20 protein-coding genes are annotated in these 24,408 nt (G+C 45.1%); 12 read left to right on the top strand and 8 right to left on the bottom strand.

The window, feature by feature from the left end; all coding sequences use genetic code 11:
* Positions 1 to 4: 4 nt before the first annotated feature.
* The 4 genes from mobA to EKG39_RS19480 all read right to left on the bottom strand — a co-directional run bounded on the left by mobA (position 5) and on the right by EKG39_RS19480 (position 2,916).
* On the bottom strand, positions 5 to 595 hold the full coding sequence (gene mobA, locus EKG39_RS19495; protein WP_126507678.1) for a molybdenum cofactor guanylyltransferase MobA: 591 nt from the start codon (positions 593 to 595) through the stop codon (positions 5 to 7).
* A complete protein-coding gene (locus EKG39_RS19490; RefSeq protein ID WP_126507677.1) occupies positions 579 to 1,298 on the bottom strand; it encodes an ABC transporter ATP-binding protein in 720 nt (239 codons plus the stop codon). Before EKG39_RS19490 ends, mobA begins: the two co-directional genes overlap by 17 nt.
* 3 nt (positions 1,299 to 1,301) lie before the next feature.
* Entirely contained in the window at positions 1,302 to 2,009 is a 708-nt protein-coding gene (locus EKG39_RS19485) for an ABC transporter permease (protein ID WP_126507676.1), read from the bottom strand.
* Positions 2,010 to 2,103: 94 nt separating this feature from the next.
* Positions 2,104 to 2,916: an ABC transporter substrate-binding protein gene (locus EKG39_RS19480; RefSeq protein ID WP_126507675.1), complete on the bottom strand. Its 813-nt coding sequence runs from the start codon at positions 2,914 to 2,916 to the stop codon at positions 2,104 to 2,106.
* A gap of 226 nt (positions 2,917 to 3,142) precedes the next feature.
* Here EKG39_RS19480 and EKG39_RS19475 point away from each other — a divergent pair, with 226 nt between their 5' ends.
* The gene (locus EKG39_RS19475) at positions 3,143 to 4,573 is read left to right on the top strand and encodes a sigma-54-dependent transcriptional regulator (protein WP_185817661.1); all 1,431 of its coding nucleotides are present in this window, start codon (positions 3,143 to 3,145) and stop codon (positions 4,571 to 4,573) included.
* A 1-nt stretch (position 4,574) separates the two neighbouring features.
* On the top strand, positions 4,575 to 6,692 hold the full coding sequence (locus EKG39_RS19470) for a sensor histidine kinase (protein ID WP_126507673.1): 2,118 nt from the start codon (positions 4,575 to 4,577) through the stop codon (positions 6,690 to 6,692).
* Positions 6,693 to 7,293: 601 nt separating this feature from the next.
* On the opposite strand, the gene EKG39_RS19465 is transcribed toward EKG39_RS19470, so the two are convergent.
* Both EKG39_RS19465 and EKG39_RS19460 read right to left on the bottom strand, forming a co-directional pair.
* Complete coding sequence (locus tag EKG39_RS19465) at positions 7,294 to 7,764, bottom strand: GNAT family N-acetyltransferase (RefSeq protein WP_126507672.1); 471 nt, start codon at positions 7,762 to 7,764, stop codon at positions 7,294 to 7,296.
* A 131-nt stretch (positions 7,765 to 7,895) separates the two neighbouring features.
* Positions 7,896 to 8,561, bottom strand: coding sequence for a 7-cyano-7-deazaguanine/7-aminomethyl-7-deazaguanine transporter (locus EKG39_RS19460; protein ID WP_126507671.1), 666 nt, complete (start codon positions 8,559 to 8,561; stop codon positions 7,896 to 7,898).
* A 325-nt stretch (positions 8,562 to 8,886) separates the two neighbouring features.
* Between EKG39_RS19460 and EKG39_RS19455 the strand changes: the two genes are divergently transcribed.
* Entirely contained in the window at positions 8,887 to 9,657 is a 771-nt protein-coding gene (locus EKG39_RS19455) for a substrate-binding periplasmic protein (RefSeq protein ID WP_246028567.1), read from the top strand.
* 162 nt (positions 9,658 to 9,819) lie between these two features.
* On the opposite strand, the gene EKG39_RS19450 is transcribed toward EKG39_RS19455, so the two are convergent.
* On the bottom strand, positions 9,820 to 11,178 hold the full coding sequence (locus EKG39_RS19450) for an isochorismate synthase (RefSeq protein ID WP_126507669.1): 1,359 nt from the start codon (positions 11,176 to 11,178) through the stop codon (positions 9,820 to 9,822).
* Between the two features lie 417 nt (positions 11,179 to 11,595).
* Here EKG39_RS19450 and EKG39_RS19445 point away from each other — a divergent pair, with 417 nt between their 5' ends.
* From EKG39_RS19445 to EKG39_RS19410, 8 genes are all read left to right on the top strand, one after another.
* Positions 11,596 to 13,821 (top strand): TonB-dependent receptor plug domain-containing protein, encoded by a 2,226-nt coding sequence (locus EKG39_RS19445; RefSeq protein ID WP_126507668.1) that lies wholly within the window; start codon positions 11,596 to 11,598, stop codon positions 13,819 to 13,821.
* A 199-nt stretch (positions 13,822 to 14,020) separates the two neighbouring features.
* Positions 14,021 to 15,370, top strand: a complete 1,350-nt coding sequence (locus EKG39_RS19440) for an ATP-binding cassette domain-containing protein (protein ID WP_126507667.1) — start codon at positions 14,021 to 14,023, stop codon at positions 15,368 to 15,370.
* A 122-nt stretch (positions 15,371 to 15,492) separates the two neighbouring features.
* Entirely contained in the window at positions 15,493 to 16,185 is a 693-nt protein-coding gene (locus EKG39_RS19435; RefSeq protein WP_126507666.1) for an energy-coupling factor transporter transmembrane component T, read from the top strand.
* 66 nt (positions 16,186 to 16,251) lie between these two features.
* Positions 16,252 to 16,797: a core component of ECF transporter gene (locus EKG39_RS19430; protein WP_126507665.1), complete on the top strand. Its 546-nt coding sequence runs from the start codon at positions 16,252 to 16,254 to the stop codon at positions 16,795 to 16,797.
* Between the two features lie 92 nt (positions 16,798 to 16,889).
* Complete coding sequence (locus EKG39_RS19425; protein WP_126507724.1) at positions 16,890 to 17,630, top strand: DNA-binding protein; 741 nt, start codon at positions 16,890 to 16,892, stop codon at positions 17,628 to 17,630.
* Positions 17,631 to 17,635: 5 nt separating this feature from the next.
* Complete coding sequence (locus EKG39_RS19420; RefSeq protein ID WP_126507723.1) at positions 17,636 to 17,854, top strand: hypothetical protein; 219 nt, start codon at positions 17,636 to 17,638, stop codon at positions 17,852 to 17,854.
* 260 nt (positions 17,855 to 18,114) lie between these two features.
* Positions 18,115 to 19,293 carry a cyclic di-GMP phosphodiesterase gene (locus tag EKG39_RS19415; protein ID WP_126507664.1) on the top strand — a complete coding sequence of 393 codons (1,179 nt, stop codon included), beginning with the start codon at positions 18,115 to 18,117 and terminating at the stop codon, positions 19,291 to 19,293.
* A 118-nt stretch (positions 19,294 to 19,411) separates the two neighbouring features.
* Positions 19,412 to 20,080, top strand: coding sequence for a paraquat-inducible protein A (locus tag EKG39_RS19410; RefSeq protein ID WP_126507663.1), 669 nt, complete (start codon positions 19,412 to 19,414; stop codon positions 20,078 to 20,080).
* A 37-nt stretch (positions 20,081 to 20,117) separates the two neighbouring features.
* Here the strand turns inward: EKG39_RS19410 and EKG39_RS19405 are convergent, their stop codons facing one another.
* Complete coding sequence (locus EKG39_RS19405) at positions 20,118 to 23,306, bottom strand: ATP-binding protein (protein ID WP_185817660.1); 3,189 nt, start codon at positions 23,304 to 23,306, stop codon at positions 20,118 to 20,120.
* A gap of 313 nt (positions 23,307 to 23,619) precedes the next feature.
* Between EKG39_RS19405 and EKG39_RS19400 the strand changes: the two genes are divergently transcribed.
* The gene (locus EKG39_RS19400; RefSeq protein ID WP_126507661.1) at positions 23,620 to 24,300 is read left to right on the top strand and encodes a DJ-1/PfpI family protein; all 681 of its coding nucleotides are present in this window, start codon (positions 23,620 to 23,622) and stop codon (positions 24,298 to 24,300) included.
* Positions 24,301 to 24,408 lie beyond the last annotated feature (108 nt).

Raw genomic sequence — 24,408 nt, 5'->3', positions numbered from 1 at the left:
GTTTTTATTTGGCAATTGCCTCAGAAAGTTGTTGTTTTTGTTCTGGCGTATTCACATTAACAAAGGCGTTCGGCTGATCTGAAAAGTCAGCTACGGCGCAGTTATGTTTAGCGTACCAAAAGTCGATTTTACGTTCGCCAGCATCTAAGAAGGCTTTCATCGAGTCTCTTAATTCTGGCTTTAAAAGTAGTACTACAGGTTGTTCGCGCTTCCCATCACTTGCTACTGCAAGGTCGGCATTTTCGATTTCTAACTGGGAGAGCATACGCTCGACAAGATCTGTCGGCAAAAGCGGACAATCACAAGGAACGACAAGAAGATAGTTGGCCTGTGTCTGCCCCATTGCAGTTATCATTCCTGCTAGTGGCCCAAGATAACCAGAGTCTTCGTCACTGATAACTTTATAGCCGAACTCAGCATAACGGGTTTGGTTACGGTTTGCGTTGATCAGGATCTCTCTAACTTGTGGTTTTATGCGATCTATGGCGTGTTTTATCATAGGTTGTGACTGGAGTTCGACTAAACCTTTGTCATTCCCCCCCATGCGCCTGGCCATGCCTCCGGCTAAAATAACTGCATCAATTTGCAATGACATATCTTGGTTCCTGTAGATTTATTGGCGTTGAGTCCGTAATATTCTCAGCCGTAAACGATGACATTATATGTTGATTTTCAATGACCCAGCTTTGGTTGCACAAACTCGTTAGTACACAAGATTGGTGGCTACTGATCAGCATGCCTGTTCCAAGTTGCTGTAGGTCAGAAATCATGGTCAGTACCAGATCTTGTGAAAACCTGTCCATATTGGATGTAGGCTCATCTAACATTAATAACTTAGGCTGCATTATCCAGGCTCTGGCGATAGCGAGTCGTTGTTTTTCACCACCAGAGAGGCTGGATGCCGCCTGATTTTTGAGGTGAGTTAATTCTGCCATCTCAATTGCAGTCTGGGTGCGCTCACTCAGTTGCTGTTTTGTCATGTTGCAAAACGGATGAGGGTAGCTCAGGTTATATTCGACGCTGCCATCGAACAGGTACGGATGTTGATGCAGATAGACGGCCTTACCTAACAAGGCATTGGAGCGCCACCATGGCAGTGGATCAAACCCTTCAGTTGTTATGACTCCTCTGCTGGGGGATATCAGACCGGCAAGCAGTTTCATCAGGGTGGTCTTTCCGCAACCGTTATCGCCCTGAAGGTGTATCGTTTGTCCCTGAGAAAGTTGAAGTCTATCGACACTGAATATATGTCTTTCACCAAACTTCATTTCTAGATTGTTAGCGACTAATTTGACCATCTCTTAATGACTCCTCGGCTCTGCTTTGCCTCTGAGCGTTCCTAAAGTAAAGTTAAGAACGAGAGATAAAATGAGCAGAACAAGACCGAGGGCTATTGCCTGGGCAAAGTCGCCTTTGCTGGTCTCGAGTGCAATAGCGGTAGGGATGTTTCGGGTCACATCTGCAATATTTCCACCGACCATCATGGAGCAACCCACCTCTGTTAAGATGCGGCTAAACCCAGCCACAATCGCCATGAGTAATGGTACTTTAAGTTCTCTACAAACTGTCCAGATGGCCCTGAACCATGAGGCTCCTAGAGTACGTGAGGTTTCCCAGGCTCTACGGTCGACGCTGGTAAAGGCCGCTTGACTCATCGCGACTAACACGGGAGCGCAGATCATCATCTGTCCTAAAATCATGCCTTTTTGAGTAAATAGCCATTTAAGATCACCCAGAGGACCCATGCGTGTGAGCATTAGATAGACGAGTAGGCCGATGACAACGGTAGGAATTGATTGGAGAGTTTGAATTAAGTTGGTGACAAACCAGCGGCCGGGAAAGCGGCCAAAAGCCAGCAGGAATCCCAATATCATCGAGGGCAACAGGGTGATCCCGAGAGCCGCAAAAGATACAGAAAAAGATACAGAAACAATGGACCACACATCCGGGTCCAATGAAAACAGCAGGCCTAAGGCCTGCTGTAAAAGGGCTAACCAGCCTTCATTCATCTGTGATAGCCCGATTCAGATAACTGGATAGCCAGAGCATTAGATGTGTCCGCTGTGTAGCATTTTAAAAAACGGCTTAACCAGAATCTTAGAGTCATTCGCTATAAGTTGCCTTAAATAGTTGCTCACCTTGAACTTTATAACTATTGATCATGCCTTGAGCTTCGGCACCAATCAACCAATCACTAAAGGCTCTTGCGCCTTTGTGGTTTAGATCAGGGTATTTAGCAGGGTTAATTAACATGATCTGGTATGGGTTCGCTAATGCCTGGCCGCCATCAAAATCGATAGCCATATCCAACTTTGCTTTGTAGGCCACGAAGGTACCACGGTCAGAAAGTGTGTAACCCTGAAGTTCGTTTGCCATCAACAGGGTTTTACCCATTCCCTGACCAACAGACTTATAACCAGCAAAAGAGGTTTCGACCTTAGCCTTGTTCCAGATGATCATCTCTTTCATGTTTGTGCCGGAATTGTCTCCACGAGAAACAAAAGTGGCGCCTGATTTGGCTATTTTAGCAAATGCCTCCTCAACTGTCTTACTGCTGCGGATCTTAGCCGGGTCATTTTTAGGGCCTAAGATCACAAAATCGTTTTCCATTATGCCGCGAGGTAAAAGACCGAAACCTTCATCTACAAACTTAGCTTCTGCTGCAGGGGCATGTGTCATGATGACATCGACATCACCTTGACGGGCAAGTTTAAGCGCTTTACCGGTACCCGTTGCAATTACCTGGACTTTGTAACCGCTTTCGGCTTCAAATTTAGGTAATAAATTTTTCAACAAACCTGAGTTCTCAGTGCTTGTTGTTGTGGCTAGCTTTATAATCTCTTCGGCCTGTGCTGGCATACCAGTGACTAAGGTCGCAGCTAATGCAAAGCTGAAGATAGATTTAAGGTTTAACATTCTTGCTCCTTGGCGATTAAATAATGAAGATTCTTTGCCAAAATTAATCTTCTACAAATTATGCCAGTTTATTTAGCAAATTTGATGCCAAAAGCTATCTGCCCGTGCAGGTGTCACAAATGGTTGTGGAGTGTGATCTTCGTCGCAAGCTTTAATGGTGTCATACAGACATTTTGTCCTATGTCCCTCATTCTTTGTCTCACAGTGACCTATTTTCTAGACTATGATGCTAGAATCACCGTTAAATGAGTCAAAATGTCCTAAAGAAGACAATATGAGCCAAAATAAAAAAGATTTAAAACCCCTTCCTTCAGCCGTATCTGTGCTTATTGTAGATGATGAGCCCGGTATGCGTAGCTTTCTGAAAAAGGCGCTATCTAAAAAATTCGCCCTGGTCGAGACCGCTTCCAGTGTCGAGGACGCAGAACAGTTAAGAAGTCGATGCCATTTTGATCTGCTGGTCGTGGATATTCGTCTACCCGGGCGTTCAGGAATTGAATGGCATGAAGCATTAAATGATCAGGAGAGACGTTCTGACATTATCTTTATGACCGGTTATGCGGATATGGATGTTGCCATCAAGGCATTAAGAGCCGGCGCTTCTGATTTTATCATGAAGCCATTCCATCTTGAGCAGATGATGAAGGCGGTAGATCGTTGTATCGAGCGTCGTCTACTCAAGCGTGAAAATCTGATGCTGCGTCGCGAAGTCTCTATTGGTCAATCCTCTACTATTATCGGCAGTAGTGATGCAATGCAAGAGGTGAAGCATGTCATCGAGCGTGTTGCCCCAACGAATGCGGTGATCTTAATTGAAGGTGAGTCGGGAACGGGTAAAGAGTTAGTCGCAAGACAGTTGCATCTTCTTAGTGGACGTCAGGGGCCTTTTGTCCCGGTCAATTGTGGTGCTATTGCACCGGAACTACTCGAGAGCGAACTCTTTGGCCATTCGGCCGGGGCTTTTACCGGTGCGAAGGGCAATCGTGAAGGTCTGTTTAGTTTTGCCTCCGGTGGCACAATCTTTCTCGATGAGATTGGTGAGATGCCTCTTAAGATGCAGACCGCTCTGCTTAGGGTTCTGGAACAGAGAACGATCCGTCCCGTCGGTAGTGAGAAAGAGACGAATATTGATGTCCGGGTACTAGCGGCTACAAACCGTAAACTCGCCGAAGAGGTGGAAGAGGGTAACTTCAGACGAGATCTTTATTACCGCTTAAATGTGTTAGATATCGTGATCCCACCCCTCAGAGATAGACCGGAAGATGTTGTTGAATTAACACATCATTTTACCAGACAGTTAGCGTCTGAACTCGGTGTTAAAGAGGTGGTTTGGAGCCATGAAGATATGCTCAAATTACAGCAGCATGAGTGGCCGGGAAATATCCGTGAACTGAGAAACATGATTGAGCGCTGCATCTTGCTGGGTAAACCACCTGCAGAGTATTGGAAACAGCAACCCAAATCTGACATGCCTAACGAGTCCGGTTATCCGTTAGACTGGGGACTAAAGGAGGTTGAAAAACATCACGTTACCCAAGTAGTCGACCTTCATAATGGCAATAAGTCCGCAGCGGCCAGGGATTTAGGGGTTTCGCGAAAAACCTTAGATAGGAAGTATAAAGAGTGGTTCGATACCGATAAACAAGAGGAGAGTTAAGGTGTCCTTTTTCCCTCGTATTTTTGGTATCAATTGGCAGCAGATGCAAGCTAAGGTCCGTTATCGAATTTTAATCCTTACCTTGCTTCCGATCTTGCTCACTCTGGTAAGCCTAGTATTTATCACCATCTATTGGAATATTAGCTATACGGGTAAGCAGTTGTTTATGAAGGTTAAGGCTGACCTGACTGTTGCGAATAACACGCTTATTTCCGTACAGAAGAGTCAGGAGAAACAGCTGGAACTCGTGATGGAATCATGGGAGTTTCAGAATGACTTTCGCCTGTTCGATAGCAATAAAAATAGCTACCGAAAGCAGATCGAGCTTTTACTGGATTCAAAAAAACAGCTGTTAAATTTAGATTTCTTGCGCCTGGTTAGTGTGTCAGAGGCCGCTGCAGATCCTGATCTTAGGGTTATGCTTCAGAAAGTTAATGGTGAGTCAGCATATTCAGGCTTAATGGTGCTGGAACCTAAGCGCCTGGCGTTAATCGATCCTGAGATGGTGAAGACGGCAAGTATTCCACTGGTTGAAACGCCAAGATCACAAAAACCGACTAAGACAGTCGAAGACAGGGGCTTACTCAGCCGAAGTTTGTTGCCCGTTCCCGATGCCGAAGGAAATATTGCCTGGTACTTAGATGGCGGCATCTTGTTTAATCGGGATATTCGTATCGTGGATCACATCCGAGACCTGGTTTACGACAAGGGAACATTGCCGGAACGCTCTATCGGTACTGTGACTATATTCCTGGATAACACGCGTATCAGTACCAATGTTCCCCTACACTTTTTCCCACAAGGTGGTGAGGTCGAGGGGCGCGCATTAGGCAGCTTGGTATCTGAAGAGGTGAAGCAAAAAGTATTTTCTCAGGGGTTGCTCTGGGTCGATCGAGCTTTCGTGTTTAATGATTGGTTTATCTCTGCCTATGCGCCACTCGAGGATGTTCAGGGTAAACGGATCGGGATGATCTACACCGGCTTCTCAGAATCGCCGTTTATTCACAACTATCTACTGAATATTATTGAGTTAGGGACAATTTTGATGCTGGTTTTACTGGTGTCTGGATTACTCGTCTATCGCGGTGCCTATAGTTTACTTCAGCCAATTGAGCGTATTCACCACGTGGTTAAGGCTGTGCAGTCAGGTCGAAACCTACGCATCGGATCTTTGGGACTTGAACGAGATAATGAATTATCAAACTTAGCCGAGCAATTTGATCGAATGCTGGATCTGCTGCAGCGCCGAAATTCACAGATCCAGGCTGCTGCCGAGCAGTTAGAGGTGAAAGTTGAAGAGCGGACACGAAGCCTGCAGGAGAAAACAGAGGAACTTCAAAACAACGTTGCTTTGTTGAATGAAACCAGACAGCAACTGGTCACCAATGAAAAGCTTACCGCACTGGGTGAGCTGACCGCAGGTATTGCCCATGAGATCAATAATCCGACCGCGGTGATCTTAGGCAATATGGAGTTGATGAAATATGAGTTAGGCGATAAAGCGGAGGATGTTGAGGAGGAGATCGATCTTGTCATCCAACAGGTGGGGCGTATCAGTACCATTATCCGTAGCCTGTTACAGTATAGTCGCCCCGGCGAGTTTAATGCGCCGCTTGAGATGCACCAGCTTACTCCGATTATCGAAGAGATGTTGGTACTGGTGCGTCACTCGATTCAAGAGCAAAAGGTGATACTGAATCAGGAGTTGAACGCCAGTTACCCGATAGAGGTTAACCGTCCTCAGCTATTACAAGTATTGATTAATCTCGTGGTAAACGCGGCCCATGCCATGGATGAAGAGGGAAGAATTTGGATTCGGACCTATGACTGGGTTCAAAGAGGTGAGCCTATCGGGGTTAAGATCGAAATTGAAGATGAGGGTAAGGGGATCCCGAAAGAGCAGTTGAGTCGCATTTTCGATCCATTTTACACCACCAGAGCCGACGGTACGGGTCTGGGGTTATCTTTGAGTTACGGGATTATTAAGCGTATCGGCGGAACTATAGAGGTCAGTTCTACGGTGGGCAAAGGGACGTTATTTACCATAGGTTTATACCATAAAGCTAAGGAAGAGCAGGTAGATACGCCCTATGAGGGGCTGCACTTTAACGGTAATTGATTCTGGTTATCTACTTCACTCGGAAATCTTTCTTGTGAAAATAGGCTAAAAAAATGCCGGGAAATAATCCCGGCTAATAAGTGTGTGAGCAATGTCGTGCTTTGCAAACCCATGCTATTTGTCTCTTAAAACCTGAGAGTGAATTAAACAGAGATGAAGTGTTTAAGTCTAAATAGAGCGAGTTTCTTGGAACGCATGTAAATAGTAATCATTATCATCTATGGGTGCAAGCTCTTTTTGATATTTTTATTGGTTATCTATATGTTCCTTTATTATCAAAGGTATACACTTTAATCATCCTATGCCTTACATTCCAGAAAAGTTCGTCGGTGCTAATCTCTGCTCTTTCTTATTGCTATTAGCTCTCTTTATCGAGCCTGATATATTTCAGACAAAAAAATGCCGGGAAATAATCCCGGCAAAAAAGTGTGTGAGCAATGTCGTGCTGTGCAAACTCAATCTAGTTTCTTCCTAAAACCGAGAATAGAATCAAACAGAGATGAAGTGTTCGAGTCTACATAGAGAGAGTTCCTTGGAACGCATGTAAATAATAATCATTATCATTAAGTGGTGCAAGTGATTTGTTGTTTTTAATTTAAATTTACACTATCTCTATGAGTGACTTCTGTAGTTCTATCTTGTTATTTTCAATATTATCAGTTGCTTGAGTTATATTGGTTATCTGATACCGACAGGCGGTTAGCATGGCTAACATAGATGGAAAACGGTTAAGGGTTTTAACTTCTATGTGTTGATATCCACTTTCCCTTGCCCAAGACTCTTGAGCCTGTAGCAGTTGTTGGGCTAAACCTAAATTTCGATACTCTGGAATCACACCACCGAGCCAGCTATAGAATGTAGAGCCATTGAGTTCGTAACCTAGCTTAAAACCAGCCAATTCACCCTCTACTCTGATAAACATGATAAGAATAGGTTTGTGATTAAGCCGTAATTGATACTCTGATTCAGGATATGGTTTATCAAATTCAGGGATCTGTTGATGTATATCGAGCAAATCCCTCAGCAGATCCGCGGTAAGCTCAGTTGTTGTTTCAATCTCTACATTGTACATGGGGGGCCAGTCTCTCTGTAAAAAAGCAGCAAGTGGATTGCTGCCTTCATTGGAATGGTTGTGTGCCTATATTATAAGCTGGCTATATTATTACAAAGTAACTGGTCTGGCCAGTTACTTCGGCGAAAGGTTTAGTTAGGAGCCAGTTCTTGTTGGCTTGGTATCTTTACGATTCTTCGTTCCAGTACCTTCAACAAAACACCATATGCTGGTAGAAATAGTCCTAAGCTAACGATCAGTTTAAAGCCATAGTCGACACTGGCAATTTCGGGCCAGTGTTCTGCCATGAAGCTGTCGCTGGAAGCATAAAAAGCCAGTGAGAAGAAGACTAAGGTATCAACCAGGTTTCCGACCAGTGTCGATGCTGCAGGCGCTACCCACCAAGATTGAGTATTCCTGAGTTTGGCGAAGACCGTGATATCCATCAGTTGGCCAATGAGGTAGGCGGCGAAGCTGGCGAAGGCGATACGGAAAACAAAACTATTAAACTCTGAGAGTGCCGTGAAGCCCTGAAAGCTTCCCTGGTGGAATATGACACCCATTAAATAGGAGATAAGCAGTGCCGGGACCATAGCCTTTAGAATAATACGCCTGGCAGAGCTCTGTCCGAAGATTCTGACGGTGAGATCGGTGGCAAGGTAGACGAATGGAAAGCTAAAAGCCCCCCAGGTAGTATGAAACCCAAATATCTGAAAAGGTAATTGAACCAAATAGTTGCTGGCGCAAATAATCAGTATGTGGAAGCCGACCAGCAGCAGCAGAGCGCGACGAATCTGCGCGTTTGTTAATGTTAACATCTTGTAGCCTTTTTAATTGATTATCCGTTTTCACGGTCACGGGGTGAGGGAACCCGTTAAGAAAAGTGGTATTTGGCACTATATTAAAACACTTAGCTTACTCGCGCACACTTAGCACGCACTTAGCATGTTAGTTATGCCTATTCTTGCCCCTGTAGGGGCGGCACATTATAGAGAGGTTTTCAGTTGGAGCAAGAGTTAAGAGGAGTTTTTGTTCAAAAGGTCGTAAAAAGACCTAGACTTCTATTAGTATTTACCAGATAGACTTAGTTTTTAGCTGATTTGAGTTTTGTTACTTTTGACTTAGCAGAGAATGGTTATCTCTATGAAGAGACAAATACTTACTACTTTACTGATATGTATGACTTTTCTGCCGAGTTACCTCTTGGCAAATCCTACTCAGCCTATCGAAGGCCCGAGGGTGGTAACCATAGCCACCGATAGCTGGTTGGGTTATACCAACAGAGATGGAAGCGGCTACTATTTCGATATTTTGAAACGGGTATTTCCTGAAAAAGAGTGGCAACTTCAAATCGATATCGTGCCCTTTTCCCGGGTGAGGTATTTAGTCGACCACAACAGGACCGATATGGCTTTAGGTTTCTATAGCGGAGACACTGCTAAGGCCTTGTATAGCCACTATCCGGTTGAAGTCGATAGTGTGGATGCCGCGATAACTCCAGAGATGGCTGTCATATGGAAAGGGGCCGAGAGCTTGAGCCACAAGAAGGTGCAGGCACTGCTGGCATATCGTTATGATGAATTTATCTCTGTACCTATGTACTACGAGGAGAGCAGTAATCTACTCGAGATGATGAATCGGGTAAACCGAGGCCAGGTGGATGCGGTGTTGGATTATAAGCCCGTGATGCTAACTATGGTGCCTAAGTTGAACCAGCCTAGGCAGTTCGTGATCATAGAGAATGTGTTCAGAACCGAAATCTACTTCGTTTTTTCTGACAATGAAAGAGGCGCAAAGCTAAAGCGCCACTTCGATAGCGAATTGAAAAAACTTATCGATAGTGGCGAACTCGACGAGCTCTTTCGTCATTACGTTGGGCCCGATGCTCAAAGGCTACATTCGAGCAGAGAGTAGTGATTCTTCGGTTTTCAAATCCTGTACAGAGGAGAAAAGCCCTGTAATCCTCAGAGTAGAACCCGAGCTTAGTCGCTTAGAGTTCAGTAACTCTTAACCCTGAACTTGATTTTAATAGCCTAGAGTTCAGTAACTCTTAACCCTGAACTTGAATTTAATAGCTTAGAGTTCAGTAAGAATGGAAAGTATCGTTGTTAGCTTATTTTCTAATTCAACCCATTCGGCTTCGGGCTCTGAGCCGGAAACAATTCCAGCTCCGGCAAATAAGTTGATCCGGCCCGGCTCTATGAGTGCACTGCGAATCGCGACGGCAAACTCACTCTCATATTTATTGAAATATCCACATGCACCGGCATACCAACCTCTGGCGTAGCCTTCACGTTGGCGGATAAAGTTCATAGCGGGTTCTTTTGGTAAGCCTCCCACTGCGGGTGTCGGATGGAGCGCCTGTAATAACTGAAAATCATCGATACCAGGCTTCAGTTCAGCGCGAATTGAACGGTGCAGATGTTGAATATGGCTGAGTTTAAATACACGAGGCGTCTCTTCTGCGCCAACGTAATTACTCAAAGGTGTCAGCGCATCAACGATGTGTTCCTTTACCAGCTGGTTTTCATGGCTATTTTTATTATCTTCCAGTAACTGCTGAGCAAGAGCCCTGTCTTCTTCCTGGTTTAGCCCACGTGTCGTCGTGCCAGCCAATGCTTCTGTAAATAGTTCTCTTTGTCTGCGTCGATAGAGGCGCTCAGGTGTGCAGGAGATAAAAGCCCGTTCGGGGCTAAACTGGAATCCAAATTGAAAACTATTTTGATTACGTCCCTGCCAGCAAGCAAGTAGCATCCAGGGGTCAACCTCTTCATCGACCTCCAGTTGCGTCAGGCGTGACAGCACAACTTTTGGGGTATCTTGTATAAACTTCTCGTGAGTGACTTTTTTTACCAATTCGGTCCAATGATAACGGTCGGGTCTATCACTTCTACTCAATAAGTTGATCTTATTTGGCGGGGGCAGTGGCCTTGGAGATACCAGTTTTGCCAGCGCTTCTATCGCTAGGGCTCGTTCAGCTTCCGGTTCATTACTTTCACAATTAAGGTTGATCAGTAATTTATATTCCTCACCACTACGTCTTAACTCTATTCTGGGCAGGACAAAGTGAGCGCGACCAAACTCAGGCCAACATTCAGTCGTTCTGTCGAAAGCGACGCCACCGTAATAGCGAATGTCCTGATTATTGGAGAGGGCTCTCTGTTTCTGATACTCCAGAGATAACTGGTTATCATCGACAGCTTCTTCATAGGTGAAATCTTTGCAGCTTCCGATGGCTGCAACTTCCTCTTCGGTATCCCTGCCTTTCCAATAAATTCTTGGGTAGATCGGCTGAGCGGCTAGCCAGGCGATTGCGGGCATGGCCGAAATTGGCACAGAAACTTGAATGATAGGATCACTGTGGGACTGAAATTTCAGTTGTTTTAGTTTGTCAGTAAGGGATGAGATAGCCTGTGACAGCGGGAAAGCAGTCAATTGAAACTCCAAACAAATATCAGTGAAAATAGAACAGTGGAAACTACCGCAGAGATCCTTTGATTCTGACGCTATCTAGTTCCTTTATATAGTTGGTAATAAGAATCTTTACCACAAAATAATGCTCAAGCTAAAAACTGTCAAGTCGTTGCGATTCAAGCTGTGAACTTGACCATGAATACAGCAACACAAGTTTGTATTTCACCTACCTTATCATCAAGTTGATGTCTATAACTCTGAGTAATTTTGTCCTTTCGCTTATCAGGTGTGGACAATTTGTCCCTGGGCATTAGCTCTATGTGTAGACATTGTCTGAATTTGTCGATCTTGGTTTGTTTTTGACTTTTTATTTCTTGAGGCCAGATAGGCGGATGCTGACAATAACGGCGAATAAGCTCTGGTCAGGATACGTTAAGTATGAAAGCACAACAAAAAATAATAAAAATGTCGGCAATCGCGCTCGCTATAGGTAGTAGTGGGGTTGCACTTGCGGACGATATAGATAGAGACCCTATCCTCAATATAAATGACGTCATCGTAGTTCATGGTGAGGGGCCGACCGCAACACAAGTTGCTACGACTCACTGGAGTATCGATGAGGACGAGATTAAGGCTCTCGGTGCTCAAAGCTTAGATCAAGTACTTAAGAATGTGCCTGGCGTATATGTGCGAACCGGCGGTCAGGGTACCCCAAGGGTCGATATTCGTGGTTTTAAGACTCGACACGTTACTCTGCTCATTAATGGCGTGCCGGCAAATGGTGCCGAAGATGGCCAGTTTGATCCAAGTGTGATCCCAACCAGTCAGATCGCTTCAGTCGAAGTTTCTGTGGGTCCGACTTCTGTTCTTTATGGTCCAGGTGGGGCCGGCGGTGTGATTAACATCATCACCAAGCAGGGAGAGGATGCGTCTACTTTGTCAGGGCGATTAGAAGCATCCGGTGAAGATACTTTCAATGGTGATATCAGCGCCGCGAGTTCAGGTGATAACTGGCAAAGCTTAGTCAGTATCAGTCATCAACAAACGGACGGTTTCCCCTTGTCAGGTGATTATCCACATAACGATGTTCAGTTTGATGATGTCAGGGCTAATTCAGATAAAGAGATCGATAATATCTATGCTCAGGGGAGCTATTGGTTATCGGAAAGTACCCAAATCACTGCCAACATGAGTCTTCGCTCCGGTCAGTGGGGCAAGCCTTCCCGAGATGGTAGTGGTAGCGGAACCGTTAAGTTTGAGCGGGCCGATGACTATGATGCAAAAACTTTCCAGTTGGGAATGGCACATAAATTCAGTGAGATGTTCACCCTTAGAGGCTTCGGTTATCACAATCAGAGTGATGTGCTGGAGACTCAATATACCGATGCCAGCTATACCAAGGTGAAGCAGAGCCAGGACGGACGCTCAAAGGTACAGGGCGGGAACCTGCAATTTATCACCAACTTTGGGGATGCGGGGATATTGACCAGCTCTGTAATCGCAGAGAATCAAAGCTGGGAGTCCACAACATCCAAGCCGTCGACAGGTGACAAGTCGAGTCAGAAACAGAGTCGGGCACTCGATGGCTACAGCGGCGGTGGAAACGGTGGCGGAAGTGGTGGTGGAAACGACGGTGGAAGTGGCGGTGGAAGTGGCGGTGGAAACGGCGGCGGAAGCGGCGGCGGAAGCGGCGGCGGAAGCGACGGCGGAAGCGACGGCGGAAGCGACGGCGGAAACGACGGTGGAAACGACGGTGGAAACGGCGGTGGAAATGGCGGTGGAAATGGCGGCGGAAATGGCGGCGGAAACGGTGGAAGTAGCAACTTCGATGACTCTGCATGGCTTTATACTTTAGCCGCCGAATATCAATATCAGGATGATGGCTTTTATGGTTTCACCATTGGTGGTGCTTTTCACGATCAAGACCGTGTCAAAGAGTCTGAAAATGATTACTCAGGACAGCTTTCCGGATTTTGGCAAGCATTTGAACAGACACGCTTTAATGCGGGAATAGCAAGAAAAGTTCGCTTCCCTTCGATGAAGAATCTGTATTCACAATCTTCAGGCAATGCCGATTTAGTTGCAGAAACGTCGAAACATTTTGAACTCGGTGTTGAGCAGGAGCTGGGAGCATCGACGGCGCTCTCTGTTGCGGGCTACTACACCGATGCCGAGAACTATATTGCTAAGGATATGTCAGGTGTTTATCAAAATATGGGACGTTATCAGTTCAAAGGGGTCGACCTGTCTCTGAACAACCAATCTTTCGACGATCTGTCACTAACATTCGTCTATAGCTTCCTGGACACCGAAGACAAAGATGCTTTCGATGGTATGGGGACTTTAGAGTATCGTCCAAGGCATCAGCTACGTCTTCAGGCCGAATATGAGCTTCCTTTTGCTATGCGAATCAACATGAACCTGGAAAGGATCATGGGGCAAATTTACTACGAGCAGGAGAAGGTTAACGGTAATAAAGTTTGGACTGAGCAGTCATTACAAGATTACACCTTGCTGGATTTGAACTTAGTACAGCCGGTATTGGATGACAAGCTTGAGCTCTATATCAGGGCGACAAACTTGTTAGATGAAAACTATTACCAAAGCGATGCTATTCCTCAGGCTGGCCGACAAGTCTTTGTCGGTATTAACTGGCAAATATAGGCCGATGATCTACAAGTTCAACTGAGGACTTAGTTGATCTGTGCTGGAACAGTTAACTCTCACTATCAAATCGGCGGATTTATCCGGGTGATGGTGGGAGTTGGCTTTTAGCTGGTTGGACTGAGCTTCAGTTATAACGCTAGCACTCAATAGCAAGTAAACAACATAAGTAATTCAAATGGATATGGTTTGTGTAGATATGAATCTACTGAAGTTAGATAGAGTAAGCTTCCGTTACTACAGTGACTCGCCTCTGGTGTTGAATGAGGTGAGTTTATCTGTTCGCAAGGGTGAGTGTCACTGCATTAACGGACCTACCGGCTCTGGAAAGTCCAGTCTTCTCAATCTTATTATGGGTTGCCTCTCCAGACCTTTCGATGGTGAGCTTCATATCGCCGACGGCGTTGTGCTTGGCTTGGTGATGCAAGACCCTAATGTGCAGTTCATCCGGCAGAGTGTCGGTGCTGAAGTTGCCTTTGCGTTAGAAAATCTGGCTGTCCCCTATGATCTTATGGTCGGTAAGGTTCAAGCGGCGTTAAGAAGAGTGGGGTTATACGTCAGTTTAGATATGCCCATCGAGCAGCTATCACTCGGACAGAAGTATCGCTTGATGATCGCGGCTCAATTGGTATATGAACCAGACATATTGCTGCTGGATGAACCCTGGGCTCAGCTCGATGATACCGGGGTCGAAGAGCTGATGTCGGTATTGAGGCGATTAAAAGCCGATAATGTCTCCATCGTTTTAGTTGAGCATAACCCTGCTGCCTTCGATGATGTGGTAGACCAATTTTGGAAACTACAAGATGGTAAGCTGACGTCAGGCTGTTTCGAGTCTGCTCCTGTTTCATTTACCCGGCCTGGATACGTTCCTGTTGGAAAAAGTGTACTGGCTTTCGAACCTTTTGAATTCTGCTTCGAAGAGCAAAGCCCACTGTTTTTGTGTCATGAACATCTTGAATTGTTTGAAGGCGAGATTGTCGCTTTGGTTGGCGATAATGGTGCCGGTAAAAGTAGTTTACTGAAGAGTATCGCTGGCATTCAGTCTAATGTCAGAGCTTTACCTCTGGCTGTATTAGGTAAGAAGCCTAAGCTTGGGATCTTCGGGTCAGAGCTGGGTTTACTGCTTCAACGTCCAAATCGTCAGCTTTTTGAAAACACTGTGCTGGAAGAGATGCAATTTAGCCTTAAGCGCTTCGGTTTACCGTTAGATAATGCCGACAGGCTATTGAGTGAGCTGGGATTGGAACACCTGAAACCTCATTCTCCCCATACCTTGTCCTATGGACAACAACATCTGGTCGCTCTGGCTTCACTTGCATCGCTGAAGCCTAAGGTACTGCTGCTCGATGACCCTCTTGCCGGTCTGGATCAGGCATTTTACTGCAGAGTATGGCAGCTGTTGGTCAGACTGAGTCAACAAGGTACGGCAATATTGTTGAGCAGTCACAGGCAGATGAGTCATATGCCTGTGACGAGATCATGGTTGCTTTCCGATGGCGTCTTGCAAAGTGAACAAGGGTTTATGGATAGTGTAAATGTGGGTTAAGGGCAGGCGTAAGCTAATTGCATATTGTGAAGACTATGCCTGTGAACATCAGCGGCTATGGCTGTTTTCGTATCGAATAATGCGCGGTGATGACTTGTCTTTGGCTGGTGTGGAGAGCATGAATGCAGGTTAAGGGCAGGCGTAAGGCTACTGAATATCGAAGAGCCACTGGCAGTGGCAATCGTTGCCTCGAAGGCTCGGCGGCTCAGAAAAGTAGTTTTGTTACTGCCGCCTCTTTAATTCTTGTCTTATTTTTGTCGAGTGCCGCTTTTTTTATTCCTGATAGATATCTTCCCGGTTTGATCTTGTGTGACATTTTCCTGGTTATCCATGGCTTATCTCGTCGCGGAAAGCTGGGCGTTATCGTTCGAGTTTTTTTGGTACAGCTCATTATCACCATGAGCCTCTACTATCTTATTCATGGTCAGGGACAGCTTGCTCAGGGAGCGCTAGCTGTACTGAGGATCTTATTGGCATTTATTCCTGGCTGGTGGTTGTCAGTCAGCTGTAGAGCGGAGCGGATCGGTGAGGTGTTAACCTGGATTTTGCCGGTTAAGTGGGCATTCGTTATTGCCGCATCGATAAGATTATTGCCATTTATGACGGTCGAACTGCGCGAAATTTATCAGATTCAGTGTCTGCGTGGTGCCCGTATCACTCCTAAATTCCTCAGAGATCCCAGGAATTGGCCTGAATTAATAAATTGCGTAATTTTCCCCCTTCTTATTCAACTTCTTAAGCTTTCCAGGCAGGTCGCTGTCGCCGCTCAATTACGATATTTTGGCAAGAATAAGAAACCGACTCATTGGAGGTGATTTTACATTTAGGGTATCTCTTTTTATTCAAACGGTTAAATAACCAAACTATATGAAGAAGGTGTTATGAGTAAGAGTTTTAACTTCAGTTTGCAGGATGCACTCTTTATCGGCTTTTGTGCCACCTTGTTGGTGGCATTGAAAAGTATGATGCGCCTTAAGTTGGGCATTTCGGGTCATTCGATGTTTCTGATGACATTTTTCTACCTCATCTGTTATGGAGTGGTGGGACGAGTGGGTTGTATCTCAGCATGTGGAGTGTTATCCGGGTTAGTTGCCATGATCTTAAGCGTGGGGAAAGGGGGGCCATTAATCCTCATAAAGTTTGCATTGCCGGCTATCGCGATGGACCTGAGTCTGCTCGTGTTTGCAGGGCTGTTTACCCTAAGATGGCGCTGCGTCGTTGTCGGTCTGATAGGTTGCTTCGCATGGGCTGGAAAGGGATGGGTAGAAGATCTGTTGGTGGGGATGACAATGCAGGTTGCCCTGGTTCAGTTTGCTCTGAGTATGTTAAAGGGGGGAATGTTTACCCTGCTTGCGGCCTCGATGGTTCCACCAGTTTTGAATCGATTGAAATCACATGATCTGTTGTACAAAGACAGCACCGAATAGCGTGGTAATTGTTGGTGTATAAAAAGTCCCATCACTTGGAAAAGCAGGTTTTATTGTATAGAGAGGCAGTAGATAAAATGAATAATGAACAGTTGAAGTCCTGGTTAATCTGTATCGATGATACGGATGATATAGGGACTAAAGGTACGGGAGAGATAGCGCAAGAGATCGCAGAGATACTGTCCGATGGTGAACATGAAAGCAGTTCGTTTATTACTCGTCATCAACTCTATGTACATCCGGATATTCCATACACCTCCCATAATAGTGCCATGTGTTTTCAGCTGCAGACCTATAAGTCTCTCGAGACGATCAAACAGTTGACCGTAGCACACCTGTTAGAGCAGAGCGCGGCGGCTTCCGATCCCGGCTTAGCGATATTGGATTGTGACTCAGAGTTCGATAGAGAGGCGCTCATCCGCTTCGGTTTGGAGGCAAAAGAGCAAGTTAAGACTAAACAAGACGCTTATGATCTGGCGCTGAGGTTAGGTATCTGTTTGAGTGAGCATGGTGGTACCGGACAGGGCGTTATCGGGGCGTTAGCCGGGATCGGATTAAGGCTATATGGCCGGGACGGCCGGGTGAAGGGACAGGTAGACCTTGGTCAGGAGCTTTATGAGGAGGGGGTAGAACTCACTGTGAAAGAAGCATTAACACGCAGTGGACTGGATATCGTCGTTGATTTAAGTGGTCAGCAATTAAAGATCACCGAAGTTCTGCACCTGACCAGGAAGGTCAAAGCTGTGTATTGCCAACATCAATTTGCTCTTTTGGTATATCGTCATGAGGGTCGGTGGTGTAACGCGTTAAAGCGACAGTTAAAGGAGTACTGATTGTGATGATACAGTTGAAACCTTGGTATGAGTTTGACGGTAAAGTTTTTCGCTTTAAGTTTGGCGTTGAAAATAGTGCAGCATCCAGAGAGGCGGCTCAAACCTGTAAGCAATTCAGCCCCGATGATGAAGATGAGCAGATCGATGACACGCTGGTTTCTTGTTACAACTGCATGAACCGACGCTGGCTCATCGATGGCGTCGAATGTATTCAGTTTAAGTAAACAATTGTTACAAAGATGAAGTTTTTACCCTTTGATAAATAAGCATTAACTTAAATTAACATGTGCTCTTGGTCAATGTTTGGATAGTTTGAGATTGAGATGCACATCTTTGCTGTGGTTATTTGTTTTTTCAAGGCTTAGAATACCTCCCCACAACGTCCTTGTTTTAAAGCAAAAAAATGTGGTAAAGATAAGACGTACCAACATATTCAAATCAATATGTTCATTTGCTGTAGGTCATCCTGGGGGGGCTTGGATTCATGGCAGATTCTGTAGAATCTAAAGCACTTGTTAAATTTCCTGTGTCTAAATTGACCGTTGGCATGTTTGTTACGGCAATTGACAGGCAAGGTTTGGTCAAAATTTCCAATGCCGGGCAGATCCGTCATCGTGATGCGATTGCCAAATTGGCTAAGAATGGTATTAAACATGTGTGGATCGATGTTGATCGCTCTGCAGACCATTGTGGATTAAAACGTGCACCATCACCAAAACCAGTCGTTAAGAAGCCCCAACAATCCCGGGAAAAGTCGCAAAAACAAGCCAAGAAGCTGATTGTTGAAGCTAAAGATCTCGTTAAAAAAGTCCTATCTGAAACATTTGAAGGCAAGGCGATAGAGGTTGCACCTTTTGGTGCACTTGCAGACAATATGATTGAGTCTGCCTTGCTCGATGCCGATGCCATGAAATGTGTATCGGCACTGAGAACGAAGGATGCCTATCTTCTTGAGCACTCTATCAATGTCGCTTTTCTCTTGGTCACCTTCGGAAAATACCTTAAGTTAGAGAAAGATACCCTGAGGCAGATGGCTATTGGCGGGATGCTACACGATATTGGCAAAATCAAGGTCGACGACAAGGTGCTGAATAAGCCGGGAAGGCTTACGCCTGAAGAGTTTGAACATATTAAGCTGCATCAGACTTTTGCCATAGATATCATGAAAGAGACAAAAGGCCTTTCCAGCATCAGTAAAGATGTTTGTCTGATGCATCATGAAAAGCTCGACGGTAATGGTTATCCGAACGGTTTGAAAGGCGATGAGTTACCGCTACATGGACGCATGAGCTGTATTGTCGATATTTTTGATGCCCTGACTGCAACTCGTTGTTACAAAGAGGCCATGAGTCCGGCTGCAGCCTTCAAAGTGCTCCTGAGCTTGACGCCATTTCATCTGGATCAAGCTTTAGTTTATGACTTTATTCGTTGTGTCGGAGTGTATCCGGTGGGCTCTTTAGTCGAGTTATCCGATGGCCGGATTGGTATCGTTTGGCAAGCGAGTAACCGAGATGCCCTGCATCCGATCCTCAAATGTTTCTACTCTATAAGACATAAGCGTTACACCGAGGTCGCCATGGTCGATCTGCTTAAGTCTGATCTGCATATTGAGCGTGGTGTTTCCCCCAGTAGCCTGGATGTCGACCCATCTCCCTTCTATTGATCGACTAAACAGCCTCCCTCTCAAGCAGAGACTGTCAAAGCACCAGCTCTCTGAATGTTCTAATCCTCGTTTTGCTTGGTATAATGCGTTTTTTTAATGCCGATGAGCAAGTTCCCCGATGAAAAGAATTCTCCCCGTTTTTATAATTTTGCTCTCCCTGGTATTACTGATCCCCGGAGTGACTCAGCCTATTTTGAGTATCAGTGGAACCATAGACAAGTCTGAATTGACCATGGCTGGTGTTGAGCATCTGGCAAACAGTTTTAGTGATGACTCTGCCGGTAGTGGAAGTGCCAGAGGCATGATCTCGATGATATCGGGTATGCTGGGACTCAACGAGATCGAAGGCGAAGTCGAAGTTTTTCAGAAGACACGGAGTATTTGGGGAACCATAGAGGAGCTCTATCGAGCGGGTAATGCTCCGGTGTCGGCTCTGGTGATGCTGTTTAGTGTTGTTATTCCTGCACTGAAATTAAGTTTGATGTTGTTGCTGCAATTTTCTGTTCCGGAAAAAGTTGAGTTGCGATTAAATCGGTTTATCGCATTAATCAGCAAGTGGTCGATGGCCGATGTTTTTGTTGTGGCACTGATGATCAGTTTTATGGCTGGAAATGCATCGGCTGGCATGGGAGAGTTATTGAGAACAACCGCGAACTTCGAGGTAGGATTCTACTATTTTACAGCCTATTGTATCTTCTCTGTCTTCAGTACCTATCTGGTGTCGCATACCGATCGTGTAAAAGCGGTCGATGAAGAGCGCCGCGTCGCTGTAATGGATGTTCAGTAGTGGTGCTATTGAGCTGTTTGAACGCAAACTTCAGTGATTAAATATCGGAGATCACGCCCGTGATCTCTTTCTCTATCAGAGGTAGCAAGGTTTCTATCGAGTCGAGTTGTTCGGTGATACTCTCCCTCGTCTGTTGATTATCAGGCCTTTTAGCGGCAGCTTCGATGGTTTCACAGTGGTTTCCTATTGAGAGTAAACCGACCGTTTTAGCGGAGGATTTGAGTTTATGGGCTAATTGTCCGATAGCGTCAATATCAAAATCGCGATCCTCAACCATAGACTTAATCTGTGGCAGGGCTATCTCCATAAAATCTGATAATGCGGCGAAATAGTCCTCTCTGTCATCGTCAAAGACTAAACTAATGACATTCTGGTCTAAGTAGCGCTTTTCAGCGCCCGTTTGTTTTTTATCAGTATCAATGCTGTTTTTAAGAGGTGAGGATAGCCATTTTTTTAGCATTTGGCTGAGTTTGACCAGTTCTACAGGTTTTGAAAGGTAATCATCCATTCCTGCAGCGATACACTTCTCAGATTCTCCCACCAGAGCATTGGCGGTGATCGCGATAATCGGCACTTCGATCCCACTCTTCTTTTGAATCCCCCTGAGTACTCTGGCCAGCTCGTAACCATCTCTTTTGGGCATATGACAATCGGTCAATACCATGGCGAATTTATAGGTCGGGTAAAGCTCTTCTGCATGAACTCCATCGTCAGCCACGACACAGGAGTAACCTAGCTTGCTCAGCTGGCGCTTAATCACCTCCTGATTGGTTTGATTGTCTTCGGCGACAAGAATTAGGCGTCCCGCTTTCTCGGCATCGGTAATCGACAGAGGAGTATGCGATAGGGCATCGGCTTCCTGAGCGGAAGAGTCTAACGGACTCTCTCTACCCAGAGCAACATGTAAGCCATATAGGAGAGTGCTTATTTTCAGAGGTGATGCTGCAATCGAGAAGGTTATATCATCTATGATGCCATCCCCTCTGGACGTTGGTTTTAGCACGAGAAAGCGTATGTTCTTCTGCTCTGCATCGGTAAAACTCTGCTCCACTCGCTGCCGGGATTGTTCGAGTTGATCTGTGGCTATGACGATTTGAATCCAGGTTTCAACATTCTCTCTGAGGTGTTCAGAGAGGTTCACATAAGGCATAGATATTATGTTGACCTCTTTTGAGCTTAAATATTCCTGAACTCTAATCGATAGCAGTTCTGAATCAATATCATTGATCACTAATACTTTTTGATAGTTATGAGTTAACGACAGAGGCCGTTCTAAATATGGAAATGAAAGGTTAACCTTAAAAATTGAGCCTTTATCCACAGTGCTGGCTACATCAATTTTACCTCCCATTAAGTTAATGAGATTATGGCAAATTGCGAGCCCCAGCCCTGTACCGCCGAATCGTCTTGTCGTCGATGATTCGGCCTGAGTGAATGGCTGGAAAAGTCTCTCTAGTTGTTCGGCTTCAATGCCTATGCCGTTATCCTGGATCTCAATAGTTAAGAAGACGAGTCGATTTCTCAATTCATTTTTTTTGAGAGAAATACGCACCTCTCCTCCATGATCCTGATCGGCAGAAAACTTAACCGCATTTCCAACTAAATTAAATAATACCTGTCGAATACGTACCGGATCACCCTGGATATGATGAGGAATATCGGGGTCAGTATAGAGCTCCAGAGTCACCTTCTTTTCATCTGCATGGGGCGTTATTGTGTCGACAACACTTTCGAGTAGTTCGCTAATGGAAAAGTTAAGGCTTTCAAGTTCTAATTTGCCAGCCTCTATCTTAGAGAAGTCGAGAATATCGTTAATAATGTTGAGCAGTGAAAAAGATGAATCGCGAATGGTATTAGTCATACTGCGCTGATCTCGGTTCAGACTCGATGTGAGCAGCAGATCTATCATTCCTATGATGCCGTTCATCGGAGTTCTGATCTCATGTGACATGGTGGCAAGAAAGCTGGCTTTTGCCTTGGATGCCGCCTCTGCATTATCTTTTGCCATTACCAGCTCCAGCTCTGCGGCATTGCGGGCGATCATATTAGTTTTAAACACCTCCACCGCCTGGGCCATATTACCGACTTCATCATGTCGATCCCGATAGACGACATCGACTTCGATATCGCCATCGGCGAGCTGTTTCATCGTGTTACTGAGCTTAGTGATGGGACGGGTGATGATCCGATAGGAGAAGTAGATAATACTGATACAAAGGGTCAGTACCAGAACTAATGAGATGACAAGGACGTATTGATTTGAGGTTGTCACTTCCCTCAAACCCAATAGCTCTTGATTGGTATTCTTCTCAGCATCTATAGATACATCATCTAATAAACGCTCTAACCGGGCGAAGGTTTGATGTTCCAGCTCATCGATAGCCTTGATTGCTTCGATCTTATTCGATGAGTTATAGCGTTGAAATACTTCAAACCCGCCATCTCGAAGTACTTTATAAAGGGCTTCTACCTCAGCCAGAAGGGCGATCTCTTCGGGTTTCTGCTCGAGAGGTTTCAGCTTGGTCAAATACTCCTCAAAATTTTGAGCGTTCTCAATGAAAGAGCTTTTAGCGTTATATATACCTGAAATATACTCAGTTAAGTTCGCCGTCATATCTCCGGCTTCATCGACTAACTCTAAGTAGTAGCGCACGCCGGGTAGATCATCATGGATCACCTCATCGAGCTCAGGCTGAGATCCGACATCTTTAATTTCACTCTCCTTGAGTGAATCTAATAGCACCTCCAGTTTATGGCCGGTGACATTAGTAAGTCCGTGGACTCTTTGCTTCGCCCAGGCTTCGTTATTCGGGTTATAACGGTTAAACACATTAGCTCTAGCGGAGGTGTGAAAGTCGTTAAACAACTCTTCGATCTCATCGATGCGGCGGTCATGTGCTTTAAGGGCTTTTTTCAACCTGGCAAGGTATTGTGTAAACATTATCTGGTTCTGGTCGAAATCACTTCTCTCATCGACTTCTCCCAGCACGTACTCCAGGATGTTGGCATTCATATCACCAATTTCGTCTAACATATTAATGGCTGCGATAGCCTTGGGGATCTCGTGTGTACTGACCTCTGTCGTATCCTCTTTTACTCGTGTATTCATGATGAAGTTTGATGCCGATAGCATGAGTACGAGTAAGCATATCCCAGTCATAGAAAGGATAACTTTACTGCCGATAGAAGTGAGTGAAAGCCATTGAGTTAAAAGCCTAAAAGGCATAATAAAAAACCGATTTTTCAATTTATACACTTTAGTGTAGAACAGAGGTTTAATTTTGGAGAGAAAGGACTGTATTAAGCTTACTCGAAGTTTCATTTCGATGATTCGGGCTAGGCTGCTGTTCAGCTTTTATAACCTGCTTGTTACGGGCACTGTTTAGTCAAATTCAGATCGATGTTTTTCTATCAATATCCCGTTTTATTGGCTATATCTTCTTAGTTCACACTTCAATTCATTTGCGATAAACAGAATGAATTTTCTCAAGATCAGACAGACTAATAATTTATATTTGTACCATTAATATGAGTAAGTGATGAAACGCCGTGATTTTTTAACTGCAGGCAGCCTGGCCATGGCCACCGCTATGGTCTCTCCGCAACTTTTTGCAGTAACTAAGGATAAACCTTTACAGATTCTAGCCTTAGTCTTCGATGACTATGAAACCCTGGATCTACATGGCCCGGTTGAGATGTTAGGCCATATGAAAAATGTGCAAATTAAGCTTGTTGGGGATAAGAGTATTATCAGAAGTTATCAAGGGCCAAAAGTGGTGACTGATGTCTCGATGAGTAGCGTGACTCCCTGTGATCTTTTCATTGTTCCCGGAGGGTTAGGTACCCGTAAACTGGTTGAGGATGAAGAGCTGATGGCTTGGCTAAGAAAGCAGGTTAGCGTATCGGGTAAGGTGTTTTCTATCTGCACCGGCTCCGCACTGTTGGCTAAAGCGGGAATTTTAGATGGCGTTAATGCCACAACCAATAAGATGGCCTATCAGTGGGTGACGGGATTAGCCGGGCAAGTTAATTGGCAACCGAGTGCTCGCTGGGTTGACGATGGTAAATATCTGACATCATCAGGTGTATCGGCTGGGACTGATGCGGCACTTTTTTATGTCTGTCAGCTGAGGGGGAAAGTTGAAGCGAGAAGAATCGAGAGACTTACCGAATATCATTGGAATGATGATGCAAAAAATGACCCCTACGCAGTCTCTTAGTTGATCTAGCTATTTGTTATTAAGAACGAATATTTTGGATCCCATCTCTATTCGATAAATAATGACCACTTCTTTGAACTTATGCCTGACTATTATTGAGGAGGCAAA

The organism is Shewanella atlantica (assembly GCF_003966265.1).
Classification (GTDB): Bacteria; Pseudomonadota; Gammaproteobacteria; order Enterobacterales; family Shewanellaceae; genus Shewanella; species Shewanella atlantica.
This window is presented reverse-complemented; position numbering and strand designations above follow the sequence as displayed.